General features: G+C 45.7%; 16 protein-coding genes, 1 tRNA gene and 1 pseudogene. 5 read left to right on the forward strand and 13 right to left on the reverse strand.

The genetic code is table 11. The features are described 5' to 3' along the window. Positions 1-5 precede the first annotated feature (5 nt). Complete coding sequence (locus ACUJFK_RS17625; protein ID WP_445425672.1) at positions 6-977, forward strand: diguanylate cyclase; 972 nt, start codon at positions 6-8, stop codon at positions 975-977. A 73-nt stretch (positions 978-1,050) separates the two neighbouring features. Here the strand turns inward: ACUJFK_RS17625 and ACUJFK_RS17630 are convergent, their stop codons facing one another. From ACUJFK_RS17630 to ACUJFK_RS17645, 4 genes and pseudogenes are all read right to left on the reverse strand, one after another. Further along, a complete protein-coding gene (locus tag ACUJFK_RS17630) occupies positions 1,051-4,344 on the reverse strand; it encodes a bifunctional diguanylate cyclase/phosphodiesterase (RefSeq protein ID WP_445425673.1) in 3,294 nt (1,097 codons plus the stop codon). Between the two features lie 334 nt (positions 4,345-4,678). Beyond that, the gene (locus ACUJFK_RS17635) at positions 4,679-4,993 is read right to left on the reverse strand and encodes a methyl-accepting chemotaxis protein (protein ID WP_445426805.1); all 315 of its coding nucleotides are present in this window, start codon (positions 4,991-4,993) and stop codon (positions 4,679-4,681) included. Between the two features lie 176 nt (positions 4,994-5,169). Next, on the reverse strand, positions 5,170-5,694 hold the full coding sequence (locus tag ACUJFK_RS17640; RefSeq protein WP_445426806.1) for a methyl-accepting chemotaxis protein: 525 nt from the start codon (positions 5,692-5,694) through the stop codon (positions 5,170-5,172). After that, a pseudogene (locus tag ACUJFK_RS17645) lies at positions 5,692-6,471 on the reverse strand (PAS domain-containing protein); the annotation flags it as partial. The gene ACUJFK_RS17640 and the pseudogene ACUJFK_RS17645, both read right to left, overlap by 3 nt. A 449-nt stretch (positions 6,472-6,920) precedes the next feature. Here ACUJFK_RS17645 and ACUJFK_RS17650 point away from each other — a divergent pair. Next, entirely contained in the window at positions 6,921-7,184 is a 264-nt protein-coding gene (locus tag ACUJFK_RS17650) for a hypothetical protein (protein WP_445425674.1), read from the forward strand. 169 nt (positions 7,185-7,353) lie between these two features. On the opposite strand, the gene ACUJFK_RS17655 is transcribed toward ACUJFK_RS17650, so the two are convergent. Further along, positions 7,354-7,430 (reverse strand) — tRNA-Arg (locus tag ACUJFK_RS17655). A 154-nt stretch (positions 7,431-7,584) separates the two neighbouring features. On the opposite strand from ACUJFK_RS17655, the gene ACUJFK_RS17660 reads away from it, so the two are divergent. Beyond that, positions 7,585-9,492 carry an ATP-binding protein gene (locus ACUJFK_RS17660; RefSeq protein WP_445425675.1) on the forward strand — a complete coding sequence of 636 codons (1,908 nt, stop codon included), beginning with the start codon at positions 7,585-7,587 and terminating at the stop codon, positions 9,490-9,492. A gap of 166 nt (positions 9,493-9,658) precedes the next feature. After that, complete coding sequence (locus ACUJFK_RS17665) at positions 9,659-11,830, forward strand: M3 family metallopeptidase (RefSeq protein ID WP_445425676.1); 2,172 nt, start codon at positions 9,659-9,661, stop codon at positions 11,828-11,830. Between the two features lie 224 nt (positions 11,831-12,054). Here the strand turns inward: ACUJFK_RS17665 and pmbA are convergent, their stop codons facing one another. Continuing rightward, a complete protein-coding gene (pmbA, locus tag ACUJFK_RS17670; protein ID WP_445425677.1) occupies positions 12,055-13,398 on the reverse strand; it encodes a metalloprotease PmbA in 1,344 nt (447 codons plus the stop codon). A 118-nt stretch (positions 13,399-13,516) separates the two neighbouring features. Here pmbA and yjgA point away from each other — a divergent pair, with 118 nt between their 5' ends. Beyond that, the gene (yjgA, locus tag ACUJFK_RS17675) at positions 13,517-14,047 is read left to right on the forward strand and encodes a ribosome biogenesis factor YjgA (protein ID WP_306178803.1); all 531 of its coding nucleotides are present in this window, start codon (positions 13,517-13,519) and stop codon (positions 14,045-14,047) included. A gap of 35 nt (positions 14,048-14,082) precedes the next feature. Here the strand turns inward: yjgA and ACUJFK_RS17680 are convergent, their stop codons facing one another. From ACUJFK_RS17680 to rng, 7 genes are all read right to left on the reverse strand, one after another. Then, on the reverse strand, positions 14,083-15,675 hold the full coding sequence (locus ACUJFK_RS17680) for a PH domain-containing protein (protein ID WP_445425678.1): 1,593 nt from the start codon (positions 15,673-15,675) through the stop codon (positions 14,083-14,085). After that, positions 15,668-16,210 (reverse strand): PH domain-containing protein, encoded by a 543-nt coding sequence (locus ACUJFK_RS17685; protein ID WP_445425679.1) that lies wholly within the window; start codon positions 16,208-16,210, stop codon positions 15,668-15,670. The genes ACUJFK_RS17680 and ACUJFK_RS17685 overlap by 8 nt, the downstream gene beginning before the upstream one ends. A 133-nt stretch (positions 16,211-16,343) precedes the next feature. Then, positions 16,344-17,384, reverse strand: a complete 1,041-nt coding sequence (locus ACUJFK_RS17690) for a branched-chain amino acid aminotransferase (RefSeq protein WP_445426807.1) — start codon at positions 17,382-17,384, stop codon at positions 16,344-16,346. Between the two features lie 27 nt (positions 17,385-17,411). Then, on the reverse strand, positions 17,412-18,851 hold the full coding sequence (gene tldD / locus ACUJFK_RS17695; RefSeq protein ID WP_445425680.1) for a metalloprotease TldD: 1,440 nt from the start codon (positions 18,849-18,851) through the stop codon (positions 17,412-17,414). Then, positions 18,851-19,702 carry a carbon-nitrogen hydrolase family protein gene (locus tag ACUJFK_RS17700; protein WP_445425681.1) on the reverse strand — a complete coding sequence of 284 codons (852 nt, stop codon included), beginning with the start codon at positions 19,700-19,702 and terminating at the stop codon, positions 18,851-18,853. Before ACUJFK_RS17700 ends, tldD begins: the two co-directional genes overlap by 1 nt. Next, positions 19,674-23,531, reverse strand: coding sequence for a YhdP family protein (locus ACUJFK_RS17705; RefSeq protein WP_445425682.1), 3,858 nt, complete (start codon positions 23,529-23,531; stop codon positions 19,674-19,676). Before ACUJFK_RS17705 ends, ACUJFK_RS17700 begins: the two co-directional genes overlap by 29 nt. Next, the gene (gene rng, locus ACUJFK_RS17710) at positions 23,531-24,997 is read right to left on the reverse strand and encodes a ribonuclease G (protein ID WP_445425683.1); all 1,467 of its coding nucleotides are present in this window, start codon (positions 24,995-24,997) and stop codon (positions 23,531-23,533) included. The genes ACUJFK_RS17705 and rng overlap by 1 nt, the downstream gene beginning before the upstream one ends.

Here is a 24,997-nt window from a genome sequence, read left to right on the forward strand (position 1 = left end):
TTTCTATGTCAGCTGACACTTTACCAAATGTGGCTATCAACCAATCACCCGCAACCATTTTGGTTGTCGATGATCAACCTATTAATATTCAGATTGTCTATCAGGTTTTAGGCAACGAATACAACGTTCTGATGGCCACAAGCGGCCAACAGGCAATCAAAGTTTGTCACGACAGTCTGCCTGATCTCGTTTTGTTAGATGTAGTCATGCCTGAGCAGGATGGATTGGAAACATGCAGGCAATTAAAAGCCGATAAACAACTGGCAGAGATTCCGGTTATATTCGTCACTGGTTTGCATCATCAAACGGATGAAGATGCCTGCTGGGATGCCGGTGGCGTCGATTTTATTCAAAAGCCTTTTAATGCCAATACCTTACGCAACCGTGTAAAAGTGCATCTAACACTAAAAAGACATTCTGATGAACTGCGATCTCAAGCATATCTGGATGGATTAACCGGTATTTATAATCGTCGCTATTTTGATAACGTTTTATCAATCCAACTTGCCCAACACAGACGTAATTTAAACCCTCTTGCAGTAATGATGGTGGATATTGACTACTTTAAGAAATATAACGATACGTTTGGCCATTTAGCGGGAGATGATGCTTTACGTAAAGTCGCCAATACCCTAAAGCATAGTATTTCTCGACCTGTTGACGTGGTCGCCCGCTATGGAGGGGAAGAATTTGTAGTGTTGCTCGCCGATACCGATATCAATGGTTCAGTAACCGTGGCAAAAAAGATGCTGAATAATGTGTTGGAACTGGATATCGCAAACCCCCAGACTCCAACCACCAAATTGAGTATCAGCATTGGCATTGCCGTCGCAAATAAACCAGAAGACTACGATAGCAATATTCTAGAACTGGCAGACCAGCAGCTTTATAAAAGTAAACAACACGGCCGAAATACATTTTCCGTGATGGAAATTACCCCCGCACTTTTATCAGCGACTCAGACCTGTGTGGTTTAAGCTGGATTAAGATTTTTCCTTTAAAGCATCACGAATGAATATCGGCTTACTCCTAAAAGTAGAAGTTTAGCTTTTAAAAATGCAACTCTTCTATCCGACATGGTTTTCCGTACAAATAGCCTTGATAGGTGTGACACCCCATACTCTGTAATAATGCGCGCTGCGCTTCTGTTTCAACACCTTCAGCTATGACTTGCAGCTCCATTGAGTCGGCTAACGTTATAACTGCTTGGGCAATTGCTTTGTCATTACTGCTATTGATAATGTCTCGAACAAATCCTTGGTCAATTTTTAGCTGATTTATTGGCAATTGCTTTAAGTAAGATAAGGATGAATAGCCTGTACCAAAATCATCGATTGAGAACGTCACGCCGTGTTGCTGCAACTCTTGCATCTTAGCTTTAACATCGGGGATATTATTTGCGAGCAGCGTTTCCGTAATTTCCAACTTAAGTAACTGTGGATTTGCACCTGAGATTTCTAATGCATTGAAAACACTCTGAACAAAATTATCTTTGCTAAATTGAACTACACTTATATTAACCGCAATGCTAAGATGTTGTTTTTCCGATTCTAAAGACCATTTTGCCAGAGTAGCGCAAGCTTCTTGTAGCACCCACTCGCCAATGGGCACAATAAGACCGGTTTCCTCCGCTAAGGGGATAAATTGCAATGGTGACACCATTCCTTTTTCTGGGTGTATCCAACGCAACAACACCTCAACACCAATACACTGCTCCAGATGATCGACCTGTTTTTGATAGAAAAGAACAAATTGCTGGCCTAGGATTGCAGCGTATAAGTCGCTAATAATTGTTGCTCTTGAGCTTACTGCGACTTGCATTTGTGGGTCAAAAAACTGCACACCATTTCGGCCAGCATATTTAGCCTTGTACATAGCCATATCAGCTTGCTTTAACAAATCTTCTTTTGGAAGGTTCCCATTATTAAAAAGTGTCACACCAATGCTAGCAGAACTATTGTAAGTCAGACCGTCAAGATTATATTCCTTCGCTAAATTATCCATGATTTTTTGCGCAAGTCCTTCAGCCTGGTTCGCTGCTAATGTTGGATCATGACTTAAATCTGATGCAATGATAACAAACTCATCGCCGCCTAAACGCGCTACTGTATCACCTTGTGTAACTGAATTGACAAGACGCTCAGCTACCAGACACAACAGTAAGTCACCTTTATTATGACCAGCACTATCGTTGAGGTCTTTAAAGTTATCCAAATCAAGAAATAGTAACGCCGAGAAATTATTTGTACGAGCGCTATGGTTTATAGCTCCCGCCAATCTGTCCAACAACAGACGTCGATTAGGCAAGAATGTCAGTGGATCATAAAATGCTAGCTGGTGAATTTCATGTTCACGTTGTTTACGCTCAGTAATATCCCTGACAACACCGATAAAGTTAACTTCACCAGCCATTTGAACTTCAACAACTCCAAGTTCAATCGGGAACAAAGAACCATCTTTATGCAAGGCCTCAAGCTCGCGAATACGTCCGGTAATGTTGCTTATGCCACGTTCAATGTAATTTGATAAGTAACTATCATGATGCTCCCGATGAGGCGACGCCATAAGCATGCTGATATTTTTTCCAAGCGTTTCATATTCCGTATAGCCGAAGATTTCCTGTGCCGCGTGGTTAAATGTCAGAATTTTACCACGACAATCAATAGTAATAATGCCATCAAGTAAGCCTTCTACAACGGCCTCCATCTGCCGTGACTTATCACTAAGCGCTCTTTCTGCAATTATTTGGTCATTAATATCAAAATGCGTACCCAATAACCATAGCGCTTTGCCATCATATGTCCTTGAAGAAACACGCCCTCTGGTATTTATCCATATCCATTGACCTTTTTTGTGTTTCATACGAATATTGGCTTCATAAATAGGTATAAGGCCTGACGCGTGCTTTTCGAGAACAGTTACACAATAAGCTAGGTCGTCAGGATGCGTTAGCCTCTCCCACATGACTCTGTTTATTGGTAATAACTCAGAAAGTGTGTAACCCAGTAATGCGGCCCATTTATCATTGATAATCAACTCGCCTGTTTGAATATTTAAATGCCATGTGCCTATATTGTTAGCGTCTATTACGGCCTTAAGTAAGTTATCACTGTTTCGAATCAGTTCTTCATCCTGCTTCTCTTTTGTAATATTTGTTTCAATTGCAATATAACCGCTCAAACTACCACTTTCACTAAACAGCGGATTACAAGCTATCCTAACCCAGTAGGAATTTTGCGCTTTTGAATAATTTAAAATATCAACGTTAAAGCCGTTCTGTTGAGCAAGCGCTTCTCTCATTATTGCAACAGTGGCAGGGTCAGTATCTAGCCCTTGTAATAACTCCCCAGGCTTTTTACCCTGCATTTCTTCAATGCTGTACCCTGTAAGAGAGGAGAAGGCTTCATTAATCCATATGATTCGTCCATTTTCATCGGTGATTACCACGCCATTAGTTGTTTGCCTTACAACTTCAGAGAGACGCCTTATCTCTGACTGTGCTTCAATCTGTGTCGTGGTATTACGAATCACGACCAACACCTCATTATCATCAATCTTTTTATACCGCGCTTCGAACGATTGATTTGACTTTTTAAAAGTGTAGTTATGATGAATCACATCATCAGTAGAAAAGGCTTGCCTAAGGCAAGCTACAAGTTCATGACCTAACTCATTGGGCAGTACCTCAAGGACAGTATGCCCCAAAATGTCTTTTTGAGGTTTAAGTAAGTCAGGATGCTCTTTGCAAACTAAAAAACGACAGTTTCGATCAATGACAAATACCATATCTGGTAGTGTTGCCAGTATTGAAGCTGTTCTTGCAACGCCTTTTAAAAATTGTTCTTGAAGTTGTTCTTGATCTACTTTGGCGATCTCATGCTCTACCATGTCTGCAAATGCGCGTAGCTCTTTCTGCTCTTTTACTGAAAAGTCTCTGGCAGCTGAATCAATTAGACATAGGGTGCCAATAGGTTGCCCGCTAGGCTCTCTTAAGGGAGCTCCAGCATAAAAACGAATATGTGGCGCTTGGGTCACTAAAGGATTCGATGCAAAGCGTTCATCTTTTGTTGCATCTGAAACGATAAAAATATCATCATGTAATATGGCATGCCCACAAAACGAGATATCTCGATTGGTTTCGCAAGCATCAAGCCCAACTTTAGATTTAAACCATTGCCTGTTGCTGTCGACTAAAGAAATTAAACATATCGGCACCTTAAATACGGACGCTGCTAATCTGGTAATGCGATCAAATCGTTTCTCGGCAGGGGTGTCTAGTAAATTTGTGCGTTGTAACGCAAGTAGACGAGCAGCTTCATCAACAGGGAATTCAGGTGCGTTCAAAAGTATCTCCAACAATTTACTAGTCAATTCAAAGCTATCAATTGCACAACAATAATGTTTTGTTTAAGTAAGGTTTATGTGTTTGAGAGGCTACCGCTTAAACCGCACTACCAGCTCATGAAGCTCATCAGCTATCTAATTCAAATAAATAATGGTGTCTGAAAGTTGTATCGAACTGTCACTACTCAAATCGGCAAGCGTGGAAATGTTAACAATTTGACGGTTTATATCCTCAGCAACATGGGATTGCTCTTCTACTGCGCCAGCCATTTGGGTCGACATAGGGGCAATTTAACCTATTGATCCTGAGATTTCGATTAACATTTTGCCACTGTCAATAACATTTAGAAAGTCCCTCTTCCGCATCAATGGCACTTGCATCAGCAACTTTTACGGCATCACCCGCTCGATGAGTTAACTCGTTAACGATGCCGTATATTTCTTTCGTCGATTCCTGAGTGCGCCTTGCGAGATTTCTCACTTCATCTGCAACTACCGCAAAACCTCGCCCTTGCTCACCCGCACGAGCTGCCTCAATTGCTGCATTAAGCGCAAGAAGATTGGTTTGGTCAGCAATTTGTTCATTAATTTGCGCAGCACTAGCAATACGGGAGGTTTGTTCTGAAACGCCGCGTACAGAGCTACCAATTGGCTCTACAGTGAGTTTTAACTTTTGAACCTATTGAAATTTTCAAAATAAAGTACCACATTAGCACATGAACACAAGAGTGGTTTAAAGCGAATAAATAATCCCCGCACTGTCATAGGAAAACTGCGAGGATCGAGTGACATACATTCAAAAAACTGGCCTATTTCGATGTTAATTTACGGTTTTAGTCTTTGCACCACATCCACAAAATTAGCAACACCTTGTGCAACATCGGCGATACCAAGTGACACTTCCATGATACGCTCTTGACCATCAGAGCTGATACTGCTGATCCCAGTTAATTGCGAATCAATTTGACTGATTAAATCTGAGTTCGTTTTTACCACTGATGAAATTTCGCTGGTTGCTTCTGCGGTTCTGCCGGCGAGTTTACGAACTTCATCTGCAACAACCGCAAAGCCTCTGCCTGATTCCCCAGCCCTTGCAGCCTCGATTGCTGCGTTTAACGCCAGTAGGTTAGTCTGATCAGCAATGCCACGAATAGTGTTGACAATATCAGCAATGCTTTTTGATTCATGGCTAAGCTGTGAACCAATATCGCTGGCTTTTTTAACTTGCACAGCAATGGTTTCTGAGGTGCGAACCGCGTCTTCAAGCACTTTGCTGGCATTTTGTGTAATTTGTGAAGTTTGTTCAGACGTTGCCGCAGCAATATCAACCGCTTGATTTGCCGCTAACACCCGCGCAGTGATGTCTGAAGCAAATTTAATTACTTTATAGACTTTGCCCGTTTGGTCTTTAATTGGGTTATAAGTTGCCTCAAGCCAAATATGTTCGCCTTTTGAGTTTTTACGCTCAAAGCGGCCTGAATACACCATGCCATTTTTGAGCTTTTTCCAAAAATCCGCATTGTCCCGATAGAAGCTTTCAAAGCAAAATATTGAATGGTGTTTGCCTATTAGCTGCGACTCTTGGTAACTCATGGTATCTAAAAAGTTTTGGTTGGCAGATTGCACGACACCATCAGGGTTAAATTCGATAACCGACAGTGAACGATGTAAGGCTTCTATAATTGCGATTTTATCGAGTAGATCAAATTGCTTTTCGGTAATATCGTTGGCGATTTTAATAATGCGAATGACTTTTCCAGCGGCATCCTTGACCGGTAAGTAGGTCGCTTCGAGCATGATCATTCGGCCTGACTTTCCAAAACGAGTGAAAGTGCCGTTATGTTGATTCCCATTACTTAACTCTCGCCAAAAAGAAGCATAAGCAGATGAGTTGGAAAATTCATCTGAACACAATAAGCGGTGTTCTTTACCTATCAATTCATCTGCATTGTAACCAACGATATGCGCAAACATTTCACTGACTTCGATAATTTTTCCAGAGGGGGTAAAGGCGATAAAGGCCGTATTCTGTTTAATCGCCTCAAGGCTGTATGATAAATCAACGCACTTCTGCTTTTCTTTTTCAAAAACAGCAACATCAATACTTTTATTTTGGAAAAATAACATAACACCACCTTATGGTGAAACCGATTTTGTTTTGTCAACGAGCATTCAAGCGATTAGGTTTTATAAAGAAAACGTAAATACCCCAAACACATGTACCCAAAGTTTAAAAGAGTGGCTTAACTGACTAAAAAACAGTCTGTTCATAATATAATGTAATGGTAAACTAATTTTGGCAACGTATTTATAATTAAACCAATATCTGCGCTCGGTTTGCTCTGCATTCGAAAACAGTCGTTCAACTCAGGAAAACGGTAATTTCCGCTATTTGCACAAAGCTGCTATCCGAATAAGTGGTACTTTTAGTGAAAGTGCTGGTGCAGTGAATTTGCAACAAATGGTAACAAGCACTTGCAAACGGGTGGTACTTTTTATGCGAGAAGAACCGCGATTTTCGGGATTTTGTGCTTAGCCGTTTTCGCAGCATCAATGGTATAGAAGGCGATACCAAGATGACCAAAGAGCAGGATGAACGTTGGAATACCACTATTGATATCGTGCTGGTGCCTGATTCCCGCTTAACAGACTATCAAAAAGCCATTATTGCCGAAGATTACAATATGCAACACGGCAAGCGGGTGTTCTCAGTGCGCTCGGCGCTAGTGCCTTATGCCGTGCAGGCGTTAAACCTAGATTTAGCGAAAATAGAAGCGCGCCCGGAGGCGCAGCAAATTATGGTAGCGAACTTGGGTGAAGTGAGGAGGCATGCGTTTTGATTGCTCACTAAAGTGTATTTTTACTTAGCAATACAATCAGGATTTCGGACAGAGGTCAAAAAACGCAGTTTTATAAATAATGAAAATGTGGGTTTGTCACGATTGTGTCACCGATTTGTCACCGGGCATAAAAAAACCACTCAGCTTTCGCGTAAGTGGTTGATTTATATGGTGCACCCGCCGCGATTCGAACGCGGGACCTCTGCCTCCGGAGGGCAGCGCTCTATCCAGCTGAGCTACGGGTGCAGCGATAGAGCGCGCATTATAGACAGGCTTTGGCGCTAAGTCTATTGCTGGGGCGATGCTTTTTTAGGCGAACAGTTCGAATCTTTTTTGCATCTGGTGGCAAGTGACTATAATCTGCCTGCATGTTTTCACTTTCTGCGGCAATCCACTTGTTATGTTGAACTATCGCTCTAGCCTACAATTATGGCAATGGCTTGCTTTGGTCGCGTCGTGCTTGCTGTTTTTGCTGGGCGTTGAGTGGTTTTTAAATAATGAGCAGCACCGGTTGCGCGCTGAAAAACTGCAGCAACGCTTAAATACGGCAGAGCAATTACGCTCGCAGTTAGAGAGCGAATTAAATATTTCGTCTTACTTAACCATTGGTTTGGCATCTTACATTGTTGCGATGGACGGTAAAATTAGTAACAACGAGCTAGACGTGTTATTGCCCGGCTTGGTGAAACAAGCCCCTTATATTAGGAACATTGGTATAGCGCCAGCGAATCGTATTAGTTACATCTTTCCGTTGGCCGGCAACGAGCAGGCATTAAACTTATATTATCCCGATTTAACTGAGCAATGGCCGGCTATTGCCAGCATTATTGCGGATCGAAATGCTAAACTCACTGGCCCGATACATTTGGTGCAAGGGGGTATTTCTTTTATCTATCGCTACCCCATTTTTATGCCCAACGGCGAGTACTGGGGCATTGTCAGTACGGTAATCGACATTGAACCCATTTGGCAGCGTTTGGCTGAACTTTCAACCCAATTAGCATTACCCATTGCGCTGCGTAGTAAACTGCCTGACCAGCGGTTTACTGAAAGCTTTTTTGGCGATAATGCTCTTTTTAATAGCAAAAACCCTATTCTAAATGTATCGATAAGAGGCGCGAAGTGGCAAATGGCCATCCCCGCAGCGGAGTTGTCTGAGCAACGCGTGTCTGGGCTTCGGGGTATGCTGTACAGCGCGGGTATGATTATGCTGTTGTTACAGTGGCGCATATTTTTCTCGATGCAACGCTTAAAGCAAAGTGCCAAAGCATTAGGCGATAAGAAAAAAACCTTGCGTAGCATTCATGATAATGTCTTTGATGGCATTATTACCGTTGACGCACGAGGTATTATTAAAACCGCAAACCGAGCCTGTTATCGCATTTTTGCTTACCCTGCCAATAGCTTAACGGGTAAACATTGGACCTGTTTGTTAGATCCCAGTGAAGATAGCGCGAAAATCTACGATCCTGCACAGCCTGTCCAAGTTGAAATTGAATGTTTAGGGCAGCGCGCTGATCAGCAGAGCTTCCCATTACAACTATCGCATACCGAGTTACCCCTGCAACAAGCCCAGCGCTTGTTTGTATTACGTGATATCACTGAACGCAAACGGGTAGAACGCCTACAAAACGATTTTGTCGCAACCGTGAGCCACGAATTGCGCACACCACTTACCGCCATTAATGGCAGTTTGAGCTTAGCACTGGGCGGTGCTTTGGGTGAATTAACCGAGAAACAACATAAAATGCTGCATTTAGCCCAGCAAAGTTGTAAGCAGTTACACCAACTGGTGAACGACCTACTCGACTTTGAAAAACTCAGTAGCGGCCATATGCGTTTTAATGTGCGGCCGGTTGATATAAAAGCCTTGTTACTACAATGTATTGCTCAATTGCATGGGTTACATCGTACCATTGAGCTAAAAGATAGTTCTGCAAACAGCCTTTGGGTATTAGCCGATGAATCACGCTTACGCCAAGTGGTGATCAACCTACTTTCTAACGCCATAAAATTCTCTTCGGCAACGTCGACCGTGCATATTCGGCTCGAGCAGCAAGAGCAAACAATCAAAGTGTGTGTTATCGATCATGGCAAAGGCGTGCCACCGGCTTTTGAGCCTATGCTGTTCCAACGTTTTGCCCAAGCCGATAACCCGACAGTGCGTGAGCAAGGCGGTACAGGCTTAGGCTTGGCGATTTGTAAAGAAATCATTGAAAAACTGCAAGGTACTGTGGGTTATGAACGGCTAAATGATGGCAGCTGCTTTTACTTTACCCTACCGCTGATCACGCCAGCAGAAGACTGAGCGTGTTACAACAGCAAAACAAGGGCAATTGGTCTGATATTATGGTGATTTAGTTGCAAAACCGCTTTTTCTAAGAGCATTATTTGGCATACTGAAATATTACTATATGCCGCTTAAAAGGCATTGTATAACTATAAAATTACCAAGCTAACCCATGGAGCACATCATGCGTAAATCATTACTCGCTACGACTATCAGTGCTGTACTTGCACTGAGCGCCTGTACAGACAACACCACCCCAACTCAACAAGCGAATCAAGCTGCCGCACCGGCTGCGGTTACGGATGTAACAGTGAGCAACCCGTTTTTTCAAAAAAGCACCTTAACTTATGAAGCGCCAGATTTTGCCGCCATTAAAGATGAGCATTTTTTACCAGCTTTTACCGCGGGTATGCAGCAACATTTAGATGAAATTGCGGTTATCGCCAATAACCCGGAACCTGCAACCTTTGAAAACACCTTGGTTGCTATGGAAAAAAGCGGTGAGTTATTAACGCGCGTTTCTCGCGTTTTTTATAACCTGACCGGCACAGACAGCAACGAAGCGCGCCGTGCCATTCAAAGCGAATTAGCACCGAAAATGGCTGCGCATTCAGACAATATCAATTTGAACCCTGAGTTATTCGCCCGTATCGAGCAAATTTATACTACTCGCAATGACTTAAACTTAGATGCCGAATCGTTGCGCTTGGTTGAAGTATATTATGAGCGCTTTGTGCGAGCCGGTGCCAAACTTAACGACGCGCAAAAAACCGCGATCCGTGCACTGAATGAAGAACATTCCACTTTAACCAACAAATTTTCACAAAACCTGTTAGCCGAAACGGCGAATATTGCTGTTATCGTAGATACCGTAGAAGAGCTTGATGGCCTTTCACCAGCACAAATTACTGCAGCGGCCAACGCGGCTAAAGAGCGTGGCCATGACGGTAAATATTTAATCAGCATCACCAATACCACACGTCAGCCCATTTTAAGCTCGTTAAATAACCGCGACTTGCGCCAACGAGTATGGGAAGCTTCTGCTAACCGCGCGCAAAGCGGCGACAATAACAATACCGATATTGTGGCCCGTTTAGCGCAATTACGCGCTGAACGTGCACAACTGCTCGGCTATGATAATTGGGCTAGCTTTACTTTAGAAAACAACATGGCCAAAACACCACAAGCGGTCTTTGCTATGTTAGGTTCAATGGCCCCTGCGGTAGTTGCCAATACCAAGCAAGAGCAAGCTGAGATCCAGGCAATGATCGCTGAAAAAGGCGGTGATTTTGAAGTGCAACCTTGGGACTGGGAATACTATGCTGAGTTTGTTCGCCAAGCAAAATATGACTTAGACGAAAACGAAGTTAAACAGTATTTTGAATTCAACCGCGTATTAGAAGACGGTGTGTTTTATTATTTAAACCGTTTTTATGGCATTAGCTTCAAACCTCGACCAGATTTACCGGTTTATCATCCTGATGTTGTCGCTTATGAAGTATTTGACGCAGATGGTAGCAGCTTAGCCATTTTCTACGCCGATTACTTTGCACGTGAAGGCAAGCGCGGCGGGGCTTGGATGAGCGCCTTTGTAGGGCAATCACATTTGACGGGGCAAAAGCCTGTTGTAGTTAACGTAATGAATATTCCCAAAGCGCCAGAGGGGCAACCTACGTTAATCAGCTATGATCACACCACTACCATTTTCCATGAGTTAGGCCATGGTGTTCACGGTATGCTCTCAAATGTTAAAAACCCTTCGCTGGCAATGACTGCGGTATCGCGTGACTTTGTTGAGTTCCCATCTACCTTTGAAGAAGACTGGGCACAACATCCCGAGATTTTAAGCAACTACGCCAAACACTATCAAACCGGTGAGCCGATCCCTGCTGCCTTATTAGAAAAAGTGATTCGCTCGCGTAGCTTTAACCAAGGTTTTGATACGCTGGAATATATGTCGGCCGCGTTATTAGATATGGAATGGCACTCATTACCGGCCGATGCACCACTGCAAGATCCGCAAGCCTTTGAAGCTGCCGCGTTGAAAAAGCATGGTGTTGATTTACCTGCCGTGCCACCACGTTATAAATCAAATTTCTTCTCACATTCGATGGGCGGTGGCTACTCAGCAGGCTATTACGCGTATATGTGGAGTGAAATTCTTGCCGCCGATGCCTTTGCTTATGTGCAGAAAAACGGTGGCTTAACGCGTGAAAATGGCGACCATTATCGTAAAAACATTCTGGAAGTCGGCAACTCACGCCCTACCATGGATTCTTATAAAGCGTTCCGCGGACAAGAGCCAACCACAGATGCACTGTTAATTCGTCGCGGTTTAAAAACCAAGATTGACTAAGCTGCAGGCTATTTAATGCTAAGCCGTTGTACATTTTGTATTTAAAGGTTTGGCATTAAGCTTCACCCGTGCACACAAAAACCAAAGCCCCGCAGTGCGGGGCTTTTTATTTACTGCTAACGGCTAGTTTATCTTTCATGCTGTCTGTTTTTTCAACACAGATAAAGCGTTGCCACTTAGACATAAGTCTCGTTTAACGCTTATTAATCTAGCAAAAGTACACATTAACTGCCCGCAACCTGCATTTGACTGATTAAAACCGACCCCGTGAGTACGCCACCGCGCCGATCAACATCATTACCCACAGCGGCAATATTCATAAACATATCAGCCAAATTACCCGCAATGGTCACTTCTGCTACTGGGAACTGAATTTCGCCATGCTCAACCCAGAAACCGCTAGCGCCGCGAGAATAATCACCCGTTACCGTGTTTACGCCTTGCCCCATCAGCTCAGTCACGAGTAAGCCTTTGCCCATCTGCTTACACAAACCGGCTAAATCGGTATCACCATGGTTAATCAACCAGTTATGAATACCACCAGCATGCCCGGTGCTGGCCATGTTTAATTTACGCGCGGAGTAGCTGGTGGTCAGATAGGTGTTTAACACGCCATTTTCGATTACCGCTAAATCACGCGTTTTAACACCTTCCGCATCAAAGGGGCTAGACGCAAGCGCCAGCTTCAGGTGCGGTTGCTCTAATATCGTCAGGTGCGGCGCCATAATGGGCTGGCCAACTTTATTCAGTAAGAAACTCGATTTACGATAAATACTGCCCCCGCTGATGGCAGACACTAAATGCCCAAACAAACTGCTGGCAATGTCTGCCCGAAATATCACAGGGACTTTTTGCGTCGGGATCTTACGGGCATTTAAACGCGCGACGGTTTCTAAGGCGGCTTCGCGGCCAATTTGTTTTGGATCTAACAAGTCAGCATAGCGCCGTGCCACCGTGAAGCTGTAATCGCGCTGCATATCGTCGTCTTGCTCACCAATTACCACGCAGCTAAAACTATGCCGAGAACTCGGGTAACCGACAATCTGACCATGGCTGTTGCCATACACTTTTAAACCTTGGTGTGTTGAAAACGACGCCCCTTCAGAATTGGTAATGCGGCTATCCGCCGCAAAGGCTGCGTCTTCTGCGCCAGCACACAGCGCAATGGCCTGTTCAGTATCAATGCTGTCGGGGTAATATAAATCTAACTCTGGTGGGTTAAACTCTAACCATGCCGCTTCCGCTACGCCAGCATGCGGATCTTCTGAGGTGTAGCGGGCAATATCTGCTGCGGCAGCAACTGCACGCTCTAGCGCTTGCGGGCTAAGATCGGCAGTAGAGGCAGAACCTTTACGCTGGCCAAAATACAGGCTAATGCCTAAACCACCGTCTTGGTTAAATTCAACCGTTTCCACTTCACCGTGTCGAGTTTCGACACTTAAACCACGAGTACGGCTCATTGACGCTTCCGCACTACTGGCCCCTAAGCGTTTGGCATGGGCTAACACCTGACTAACGGCTTCTTTTACTTCGGCAATTTCCCGTTGAATTTCTGATTGTTGCTGCATAGTTACTCTTACCTCTAAATCAATGGGCTAAGCTTATCATAGTCAGACAAAGGCTGCTGCCTGCTCTGCCGAGTTTAGTGATATACTAGATGTAATTATTTTTATAGAACTTAGAGCCATGACAGATACAGAATTTAAATACGGTGACAGCAAGTGGCTGGAACAACCGGATCACATCAGTAAAAGCCAGATTAAACGAGAAATGTTAGCCATGCAGGAGCTAGGTGAAGAGCTACTGGCTCTTAGCCCAGCATTACGCGCTAAGGTGCCGCTGGATGACGAATTAAAAGAGGCGTTAGAATTAGCCGATAGATTGGCGAAAAAACGCGAAGCGTTACGCCGCCATTTACAGTTTATTGGCCGGTTAATGCGTGATCGCGATTTAGAGCCGATTGAACAGGCGCTAGCACTGATCCGTAACACCAATCGCGCGGCCACTAAGCAATTTCATAAAGTTGAAACATGGCGCGATCGCTTATTAGCCGATAGCGATGCGGTAACGGCGTTTATTGCAGATTACCCTGAAGTAGACGTGCAGCAATTACGACAACTGATCCGTAATGCCAAACGTGAAGCAGAAAAAGAGCAACCTCCAAAGGCTTTCCGTGAGCTGTTTCAGCTGATCCGACCGTTGATCCTGCCTGAATAACGCCCCTAAGCAAACCACTGGGTGTGTGCCAAGGCTCACATCCAACCTTTGCCACTGGCCTGTGCTTGATACAAGGCATAGTTAGCCAGTTTTTGTGCATCGGCTTGCGGCATATAGGGAATATTCAATGCGCCAGCTGCATAAACACACCGCAAATGTTGCAGCTGGGCTTTGCGCATAAACCAATGCTGGCTTAAGGTCAGTTGCTGTAACTTATGCAGTGGCACACAATAATAATCCGCCCCAATCACGCCCTGCCGAATATACAAAAACTCAGTATCAAGTGCGTAACCAAACTTACGCCAGCGCATCAACAGCAATACTTGCACTATAGCGGTAAGCAAAATGCCAAAACTGCCCATCCATACTGAGGTGCGTATCAGCAACAACAAACTGATCACCAATAACGGTAAACTGACAAACAGTGCGCTCGGAATTAAATATCGCCAATTCACCCCTTTTAAAGCCATTTTTGCTAATTGTTGTTGTGGGTAAGCTTCATAAAGTAATTGCGCTGCGGCATCAGGATGGAGCGCTGGCACCATAATTTTACTGTGACCGGCATTTTGCTGCATGGCTTCCAGCGGTGAAAACAGTTGTTCATAATGTAAATTACAGCGCCCAAGCAGTTTATCTAACCAATCTTGTTGTAACTTTACCCACTGCAAACGCGATAATGTCATGCTGATCTCATGGCGGGTAAACAAACCACTGCGCCGAATATAGCGGTCCTGCGTGCGGTACAAACGAAATTGATAGTAACTGATCACCGACAGGGCAATAGAGCCCAGCGTGATCAGCAACATAAAGAACATTGCAGTCGCGAGCACGGCTAACCCCACACCAAACCAAGATTGCTGGGCAGGGTTAAACCAACCGCTAATATCTAAGCCCAATACAGGTAACTTTTCATTTAGCGTATCCACTAAAGGGCGATAAAAAGGCGCTAACAAACCCAACGCTAAAATCACTCGGTTATTACTAATGCCATATAGCACTAAATCGCCAATATCACGACGACAGAGCAGTGTTTCTGTTGGATCTGTGGCTGGTGTCGCAGCTTCAGTATTGGCTGTGGCGGTTTCGTCGATGCACTCAAGTGGCTGCGCGGCAGTGGCTAAAGCTTGGCGTTTAGCATAAATAGCGAGTTGTAATTGTTGTGCCCAATGTTCGGGTAACGCCGCCAGCTGCGCTTCTTGCACTTTGGAACCGGCCGTGTCTAAATGCACACATAAATGCCCTGTTGGCCGATAGTACAGCGGTTGTTGTAGCCTCACATTTTGAATGCGATTAAAGGGTAAATTTAACTGCGCTTTACGTAGCACGCCCGAACGGATCTCCACCGTTTCATCAATAATGCGAAAACGAAAAGCCCAATAGCGCAACAAGGCAACCACGATCAGCAACAGCAACACCACCAGTACGCCAAGCAAGAAAGCGCGAGGTTGCCGCTGTATGCCTTGATAAAACACAATCAGCACCGGGGCCAAGTAGCTCACGTTACCAAAAATCGCTTTAAATAAACGTAACGCCAGGTACAACAGCGCAATCGGCGATACACGCTGCCATTGCGATAAAGCATCTAGGGCCGGCGTTGCTTCACTGACACTGATCTGCGGCTCAGCCATGCTGCTGCATATCCTTATGTTGCAAAATTAACTGGCGAATTTGTTGGGCGGTATCAGCGGGTAAACCGGGGATTTGAAAAGTATGCATGGCGCCACCCGCACTAAATACTTGTAGCGTGGCTAAATCGGCCCAGCGATCTAAGGGCCCTTGTTTTAGCTCAATATGCTGAATACGCAATAATGGTTGCGTGGTGCTTTTACGAAAAAATAAACCGCGTTGAAAACTAAGGTCATGCTCTCGTAACGCATAAGCGTATGTTGGCAGTGCAAAATGATCCCAAGTTGCCAGCAGCAGCCCCAGGCCACTGATCAGCAAACCTAACGATAACAACAGCGGCTGATGCACTTCATCGACAGGCCAAAACGGTTGGTACAGCAAAACCAGCCACACGAGTGTTAGCAAGGCTGTCCAGCCGAGGTCTAAAGCCACGATTAACGGTTTATATTGAGGGGAAAGGGGCTGCCAGTTTAATTGCGCTAACGCCGGTAAATCGGCCTCAGATAAAGCAAGGTTATAAAAAGGCTGCTGATCCATGTTGTTCTCTGGCTGTTATTCGCGTGTAAGCAGAATGATAGCAGCCCGTACCGCTTTATCACCAGTCATTTTGTTTATACCTATAAATACGGCAGCCGCAGCTGCCGTAATAATCAGCGTATAACTGCCGGGTTTAGCAAACCTTCGTCAACCAACCAAATTTATCTTCAGCTCTACCCCATTGAATATCATTTAGCGCCTGACGCAAGGCCGCTGTGGTTTGCCCTGCCTCACCACCGCCAACTTGATACTCTTTGTTTTCATGGATCAAGGTACCGACCGCCGTTAAGACTGCAGCAGTGCCTGATAACGCGGCTTCTGCCCCAGGGCGCACTGCGCGCTCGAGTAATTCGTCGACCGTTAACTCGCGCTCAGACACTTTCATACCGCGGTCACGCGCCAGCGTTAAAATAGAGTCACGCGTAATGCCGTGCAAGAACGAGCTATCCAGTGCTTTAGTGATAATTTCATTACCATCAATTAATAAGAAGTTCGCAGCACCGGTTTCTTGTACATCGCCGTTCGGGCAGAACAAGACCTGATCGGCTTGCACTGCGGCACGGGCTTTCATAATAGGCTGCAGTGCGCTGGCATAATTACCACCACTTTTTACCATACCCATATGGCTAGCACAGCGGGCATCGTCTTCTAGCAATAATCTTAGCGCCTTGGCACCACCAGCAAAATAATCACCCACCGGAGATAACAGCACATACAGCATCGAATTTAAACTGGGTGCTGCGGCTTTACCGATAGAGCCTTCGGTACCGATATGGGTAGGGCGAATATACATTGAGCCCGGTGGGCTTGGCACATCTGCCGCATATTGACGCACGATATCCGTGATCATGTTGGATAACATGACCGGGTCAAAAGCAGGTAACGCCAGCAAAGCACTACTTTGCTGTAAGCGCGCCACGTTTTTATCCATCCGAAAAATATGAATAGAATCATCCGCGTGACGAAACGCTTTTAGCCCTTCAAAACAGGTGCTAGCGTAATGCAGCACATGTGCACCCGGGTGCAAACTGATGCTATTACTCGACACCATTGCTGGTGTGCTCCACTGATTTTGTTCATAACGCGAGATAATCATCTCGGGGGTGAATACCGTACCAAATGCTGCCATCTTTCTTTCCTGCGTATGTTGTAGTGCCGGTCTGTGCCGGCAGATCCAGAGGTTAACGCTATCTATTTTTAATTATTGAGTGCCGCCAACGGTCAGCGCATCCAGTTTCAAGGTAGGCTGCCCTACACCAACCGGTACACTTTGACCTTGTTTACCACAGACGCCGATACCGCTGTCTAAGCGCATATCATTGCCGACCATAGAAACATGTTGCATCGCTTCTGGGCCGTTACCAATTAACGTCGCGCCTTTAATCGGTGTGGTAATTTTACCGTCTTCAATTAAGTAGGCTTCAGAAGCCGAAAACACGAATTTACCCGAGGTAATATCTACCTGGCCACCACCAAAGTTAGGCGCATAAATGCCCTTCTTCACGCTGCTAATAATTTCTTCTGGGCTATATTCGCCCGCTAACATGTAGGTGTTGGTCATCCGTGGCATGGGTAAGTGCGCAAATGACTCACGACGGCCGTTACCGGTAGGTGCCACGCCCATTAACATCGCGTTATGTTTATCTTGAATGTAGCCTTTCAGAATACCGTTTTCAATCAAGACATTGTATTGGCTTGCTGTGCCTTCATCGTCAATATTTAATGAACCACGACGACCCGTCAGGGTACCATCATCGACAATAGTACAGTGCTTCGACGCCACTTGCTCACCAATACGGCCACTAAAAGTCGAGGAGCCTTTACGGTTAAAATCACCTTCTAAACCATGGCCTACCGCTTCATGTAACAACACACCTGGCCAGCCAGAGCCGAGCACTACCGGCATGGTGCCAGCAGGCGCATCAACTGCCGTTAAATTAACTTGTGCCATCCGCACGGCTTCACGAGCAAACTGCTGCCAGCGCACCGCACCGTCAACTTCTTCACTAAAATAGTGATAATCCGTTCTCGCGCCACCACCGGCGCTGCCGCGCTCGCGACGACCGTTTTCTTCTAATAGCACCGAGCAATTTAAGCGTACTAAAGGACGAATATCTGTCGCATAGGTACCATCGCTGCCTGCAACCAATATTTCTTCGTAAACGCCAGTCAGGCTCACCATAACTTGCTCAGCACGCTTGTCTAAAGTGCGAATAAAGGCTTCAACTTGATGCAATAAAGCGACTTTGTCGGTGTTGCTTAGGCTTTGTAAGGGCTCGCAGGGTAAATAAATTTGGCTATTACCACTACGGCTAAAGGCTTTAACACTGCCTTGTTGACCGTGCGCCGCAATACCGCGCGCGGCGGTAGCCGCTTGTTTTAGCGCGTCGCTATTGATCGAATCGGCATAAGCAAAGCCGGTTTTCTCGCCGCTAATAGCGCGAACACCCACGCCTCGCTCGATATTAAATGAGCCATCTTTTACCAAGCCATCTTCTAATACCCACGACTCATGCACGCTAGATTGAAAGTATAAATCGGCATAATCGAGCTGATGCGCAAACAAAAAGCCCAGCGTCTGTTCTAAATCGCGGGCGCTCAGCTCAGAAGCATTAATTAGGTTTTGTTCTACTACATTCATTATTTCAGCTCACTTCTAAATCGGTTATGTTGCTTTACTGGCATGTTTACGGCCAATTGTTGGCAATCGGCCAAATCGACCGCCACTGAGATCCAACCCGGGGCGGAACCCGCCTCGGCTAATACCTCGCCCCAAGGGCTAATAATCAGGCTATGGCCGAATGTTTTACGCCCATTGGCATGGGTGCCGGTTTGACCTGGCGCCACCACAAAGCTTTGGCTTTCAATTGCACGCGCGCGTAATAACGTATGCCAATGTGCCGCGCCGGTAACTTCGGTAAACGCCGCCGGCACGCTGAGTACATTCATACCCTGCTCGGCTAACGCCTGTGTTAAGCCAGCAAAGCGCACATCATAGCATATAGTCATACCCAGTTTCAGACTGCCCTGTACAGATAATGTTAGTTTCTTACCCGGCTGGGTACTGAGCGATTCGCGATACGATCCCATGCTGTCATTCACGCTCACATCAAACAAATGTAATTTTTGATAATCGGCCAATAACTGGCCATCAGGCGCAAAAAACACACTGCTGGCAGCGAAACGCGTTGGCTCATCGGTGCATGTTGGTAAACTCCCGGCCACCAAGTACAGCTGATACTGCTGAGCTAATGTCGCACAAGCCTGCTGAATAGGCCCATGCCCTAGCGGCTCTTGATAACGTAGCTGTACCCCTTCAGCCCCACCAAATACGGCAAAACACTCTGGCAGCACCACCAGATGCTGCAAAGCACGGGGCAATTGTGCTAATTGCTCACGCAAAAAACGTAAATTACTCTCGGGATCGGGCTGGCTGTTAAATTGAATGGCGCTGAGCTGCCATTTAGTCTGAGCGGGGTTGAGTGTTATCAAGGGGAACCGCCTCTGGTTGAGCAATACGCACCGGTACGGGCACTTCGGTGCTGTGTCGATTGACTTCCGTCACGACCGGTTTATCAAAACTGCCGGTTACCGTGAAATTAATACGCGAGATCACTTCTGCCGATTGAAAGACTTCATCTAAGGCAAGTGCCGCTAAACCGGTCGCGGGATTCACCATCCAGGCAATGATCACCGGTAAACTCGAGGTCACTTTCGGCGCAAAGGACATTTGATAATCCATCTGCCGTTTTACCAGATCAGAATAGCCCTGAATCGCTAAATTGCCTGGCACACCATCCACTACAAAGTCATTGGTTTGCGCAACACCACGCTGCACGTTTAGGGTGCCACTCATTTTGTTGTAGTAAAAACCTTTGGCAAACACATCACGAAAATCGAGCCGCAATTTACGTACTAACGAGTCTAGGCTAAACAGTGAAAATAACCGTGCGCCCTGATCGCTGACCTCCGTTAAAGCGCCATCACCAAGTGCAAACTTGACATTGCCATTAAGCGAGCCTAGACGAAACTGCTGTGGCGCACCTGGCCAATTTAGCTCAAAACTGATGTCACTGCGGCTGCCGCTAATGGCGGTGCTTAATTGATATTCAGCCAATAAGTTGCCGATATTCGGGCTAGAGAAGCTACCATTAAAATGGCTAACACCTGCTGCGTTATCAGGCTGCCAATAGCCTGACACGCCAAGCTTACTGCCTTTGTAATCGGCATCGAATTGGCGTAACTGCCAGCTATCGCCTGTACCTGCGGCTTGAATTTGCACATTACCGAAACGGTAATTACCAATTGAGCAATCCTGACAACTTAATTGCAATGGCACCATTTGGGTTAACCATTGTTGCTCAGGTAACTCTGCTAATAACGCTACAGCGCGTTCGTTTTCTGCCAAGGCCGCGTCTTTTTCAGGTACAGCAAGATGCAAGTAATCAAACTGTGCGGCGATGCCTTGCGCTTGCCAGTCATGGAAAAACTGCCAACGACTCGCTAATTCTGTACCATTAAGCTGTAACTGCCACGCTTGATCTGTGCTTGATAACTCAAAAACCGTATTGGTTAACTGCAAATTATCGGGTAGCGCTATCGCGCCAATACGGCCACGCACTTTGTTTAACGGCGGTAATAACCCCTGGCCCTCGCTCTTCAAACTGAGTAACGGCTGTAAAAACTCGTACCATGGCAGCAAACTGACTGCTGGCAAATTGATGTCGACATTAAACCCTTTACTTCCCAGCCCTGGGTCCGCACTACCAACCGATAACTGTGCACGACTTATCACGCCTGTACTGTGTGGCAGTTCGGCTTGAAAGTTAAGTAGCGCTGGATAATCCAACGTAAAATAACTTTGCTGTTCATTACCGTGCGCCACCAATTGTAAGCTGGCAGCTTGCTGCTGTGTTTTAGCAAAGGGGGTAGGTAAGTTTACGGCTAAGTCATCCAACCGCGCACTGAGCTCGGCCTGATAGGTAAAACCACTGCTCGGTAATAATAACGCCAGCTTTAACTGCCAATCCAGTTCCCCCTCAAGCAAATCTGCGGCTTCCGGCCACAACGGCAAAGTGAGATCGGTCGCCGGTGTTAAGCCATTTACAGCGAGGTCAACTTTGTAACCTTTTTCTTGTAAGCTTCCTTTCAATTCCGCGGCACCTTGAATGCCTTGCCAATTAAATTGCAGCTGATCACTGCTGATTTGTTCATTAATAAACTGAATACTGCCAGTTAAACCATTAATTTGCAGTGCGGGGGCTTGTAAGTTGGCTTGCACATTCAGTAAACGCGTGACACCACTGACACGAACGCTTGGTTCACGTAAGCCTATTTCTAGTAGCATCTCAACACGTTGTGGCCCGATTAACCCTAAGTGCGCTAACGTTTTACCTAAGTTGTCTTTTAATGACGACTGCGAGATAACCTCGGTGATATTGCGACTGTCTAACTGTGAATTTAAACGAATATCCAACTGGGTCGCGTCAAACAAATTCGGGATAGTGGCGCTGACCACCTCCGTTAATGCCAATTCAGCAAGGTTTGCGCTGTGTGATTCAATCAGCATACTGGCATTATCAAACAGCAAAGTTCCATGCAACTCCGTTAAGGGCGGCCAGTTGGGTGCAAAATAAAACACCCCTTCGTTTAGCTCGGCAAAAGCTTGAAAATGGCCTTGCCCCTCACGAAACGGATAATCGGCAAAGGCGCCTTGCCACAAAAAAGTGGTTTGGATCACTTGACCGCTATTGAGCGCATTAGTCAGATAGTCTCGCGTTTTCTCCGGCATATAGCGCTGCGGATAATAATAATGGGCATTGGCCGCATCTAAACCGGTGACTTGTGCCAGCAAAGCTAACTCGGGTTGTTCAGACAGAGTTAAAGCCAGTTGGCCGTCAAAACTAAAGTCGGTGGCTTGCAGCTGTAAAGTGGGGATCTGTAACTGCCAGTTGTTGTTCCGTTTAAGTAAACGAATATCCGCTGTTAATTGCTGATAAGGCCAGGCCTGTTTAAATAAACCATCCCAGGTTAATTGCTGCTCTTCTGCCGACAGCGCTAACCAGGCAAAGTTGTTACCCGCCCAAAACTGCCCTGCTAAGTTTTCAGTGCCAGGAATGTCTTTTACGGCAAGATTACTAAAACCGCTAAATTGACCTTGTAGCTGCCATTGCGTGTCTTGCCATGCCAAATGCGCCTGTTCTAAATAGCCCGAAGGTTGATAAGCTAAAATGCCCTGCAGAACTTGGCTGTCTTCAGCCCACAATTGCGCCAGTGGCTCTAAGGCATCTAACTGAAATTGCTGGATCGCAGCAACCCAGCGCTCTGGGGTTTTATGCAGTTGAAACTGCAATCCGGGCCACACTTCCAGTTCATCCGCCAAACTCAATTCACTGGATAACAATTGCCAGCCTTCTGCCACCGGTTGCCATAACAATTGCCCTGGCCCCAACTTTAAACTGTGCTTAGTACCGGCGCGCTGCCAATGCATGCTGTTATCCGCTAACTCAACGTGGATCTGATGTAATTGACCGTTGTCGAGTGAAGCCCAAGCCTCAAAGTTAATACTGGCTTTCTCTAATCGATGGGTTTGCGGTAGCCACTGCCGAAATAACGGGATTAAGTCTAATTCAGAACTTTGCAGATATAGCTGGCCCTGAGACTCAGCCAAACTTGGGCCTTGAAAATCTAAGATAAAACTGACGGTATTAGCCGTGACATCGGCGATGGATAGCTCGCCATGACCTTGGTGGTGTTGTTGTAGGTTGCGCCAATTTAACTGGCTGATATCCAATACCAACTGCGGATTATCGGTGCTAAACAGGATCAGCTGGCTATCGCGCAGGGTAAATTCTTTTAATTGCCGGAAAAATAATTGCTCTAACGCCAGTAGCACCTTACTCACCGAGCCTACTTGTTTAGATCCCGGCTGCACCAGTGCATCGGCATCTAACCAATAACGTAAGCCGCGCAATTCAAAATGTTCAGCGGTAAGTTGTCTTGAAGTAAGACTTCCCCAGAAATCGATACGAATAGACGTTTGTTCAATATGCAGTTGTAGCTGCTCGGCCGCATTCAACTCGACTTGTTCTAACACAAGAGCGGGGCCGCTTTGTCGCCACGCGGCGGTAATTTGGCCAATAGTAATTTCAGTACCGAGTTGTCTAGTCAGTACTTGTTCAATATGGTGCTTGTAATTGTCTGCATAAGGTAGCGCAATACGTAGCACCGACACCACGGTAGCTAACACCACCAAACAAATAGCCAGCGCTATCCATAATTTATGCAGACAGTAAAAACAAAATTGCTTTGTTTTCTGCACTACATCATTACCACGTCAAACTGCTCCTGTGTATACATCGGCTCTGCATGTATGCTGATTTGCTTACCTATAAAAACCTGCAACTCAGCTAAACTATGAAACTCATCTGTCGTTAGTGCATCTTTAACAACAGGTGCAACATAAACCACAAACTTATCTGCAGAATAAGCCCGATTAACCCGCACGATTTCGCGCAAAATTTCAAAACAAACGGTTTCAACGGTTTTTAACGAACCGCGGCCCATACATACTGGACACTCTGAGCATAGAATATGTTCCAAACTTTCGCGGGTTCTTTTGCGCGTCATTTCCACTAAACCCAGCGCAGAAAAACCATGAATATTGGTTTTGGCTCGATCGCGGGCTAATGCTAGCTCTAAACTATGAAATACGCGCCGTTTATGTTCTTCATTTTGCATATCGATAAAATCGATAATAATAATACCACCCAAGTTACGCAGCCGTAATTGCCGTGCGATGGCTTGGGTGGCTTCGGTATTCGTATTGAAAATGGTTTCATCTAAATTTCGGTGGCCGACAAAGGCACCGGTATTCACATCGATAGTGGTCATAGCTTCGGTTTGATCGATAATCAAATAGCCACCACTTTTTAAAGGCACCTTGCGCTCTAAAGCTCGCTGGATCTCATTTTCAACATCGAACATATCAAAAATCGGCCGCTCGCCGGGGTAATACTCTAGCAAGGGCACACTTTGTGGCATAAACTCTTCACAAAAAGCGGTAAGTTGTTGAAAGGTAAGCTTTGAATCAACTCGTACTCGCTCCAACTCTGTGCCGACAAAGTCACGTAATATGCGATAACACAGGGTTAAGTCTTCATAGACAACCGCTTCTTTGCGCGTATTTTTTTTGCGCTTGAGCACCTTGCTCCAGAGTTTTTTTAAGAATTTGGCATCATGTATCAGTTCATCTTCAGCGGCGCCTTCTGCGGCAGTACGTACAATAAACCCCCCGCTGTCGTCCATATTATTGGATACGATCTCTTTTAGCCGCTGTCGCTCCGCTTCACTTTCTAAGCGCTGGGATACACCGACATGCGATGAATCGGGCATAAAGACTAAATAGCGTGAAGGTAAGGTGATGTCCGTGGTTAAACGAGCGCCTTTAGTCCCTAGCGGATCTTTAACAACCTGCACTAATAGGTACTGCCCTTCACGCACTAATACACGAATATCTTTACTAATACCGGGTTTGTGATCTAGTTCAGTGGCTTCATTGTGTTGCACGATATCTGATGCATGCAAAAAAGCGGCTTTATCAATGCCAATATCGACAAAGGCGGCTTGCATGCCCGGCAATACGCGGCTGACTTTACCGACATAAATATTGCCCACCAGCCCCAAACGGGCCTGACGCTCGATATGCAACTCTTGCAGCACGCCATTTTCAATCAGCGCAACACGTGTTTCGGTAGGGGTAACGTTAATCAGTAACTCGGCACTCAT

Source organism: Alishewanella sp. HL-SH06, from assembly GCF_052656265.1.

What these genes read in the sequence shown, in the direction of transcription:
- ACUJFK_RS17625 (WP_445425672.1), top strand. Translation starts at nt 6, where the DNA reads ATGTCAGCTGACACTTTACCAAATGTGGCTATCAACCAATCACCCGCA.
- ACUJFK_RS17685 (WP_445425679.1), bottom strand. Translation starts at nt 16,210, where the DNA reads ATGGATCAGCAGCCTTTTTATAACCTTGCTTTATCTGAGGCCGATTTA.
- ACUJFK_RS17660 (WP_445425675.1), top strand. Translation starts at nt 7,585, where the DNA reads ATGTTGAACTATCGCTCTAGCCTACAATTATGGCAATGGCTTGCTTTG.
- yjgA (WP_306178803.1), top strand. Translation starts at nt 13,517, where the DNA reads ATGACAGATACAGAATTTAAATACGGTGACAGCAAGTGGCTGGAACAA.
- rng (WP_445425683.1), bottom strand. Translation starts at nt 24,997, where the DNA reads ATGAGTGCCGAGTTACTGATTAACGTTACCCCTACCGAAACACGTGTT.
- ACUJFK_RS17680 (WP_445425678.1), bottom strand. Translation starts at nt 15,675, where the DNA reads ATGGCTGAGCCGCAGATCAGTGTCAGTGAAGCAACGCCGGCCCTAGAT.
- ACUJFK_RS17650 (WP_445425674.1), top strand. Translation starts at nt 6,921, where the DNA reads ATGACCAAAGAGCAGGATGAACGTTGGAATACCACTATTGATATCGTG.
- pmbA (WP_445425677.1), bottom strand. Translation starts at nt 13,398, where the DNA reads ATGCAGCAACAATCAGAAATTCAACGGGAAATTGCCGAAGTAAAAGAA.
- ACUJFK_RS17665 (WP_445425676.1), top strand. Translation starts at nt 9,659, where the DNA reads ATGCGTAAATCATTACTCGCTACGACTATCAGTGCTGTACTTGCACTG.
- tldD (WP_445425680.1), bottom strand. Translation starts at nt 18,851, where the DNA reads ATGAATGTAGTAGAACAAAACCTAATTAATGCTTCTGAGCTGAGCGCC.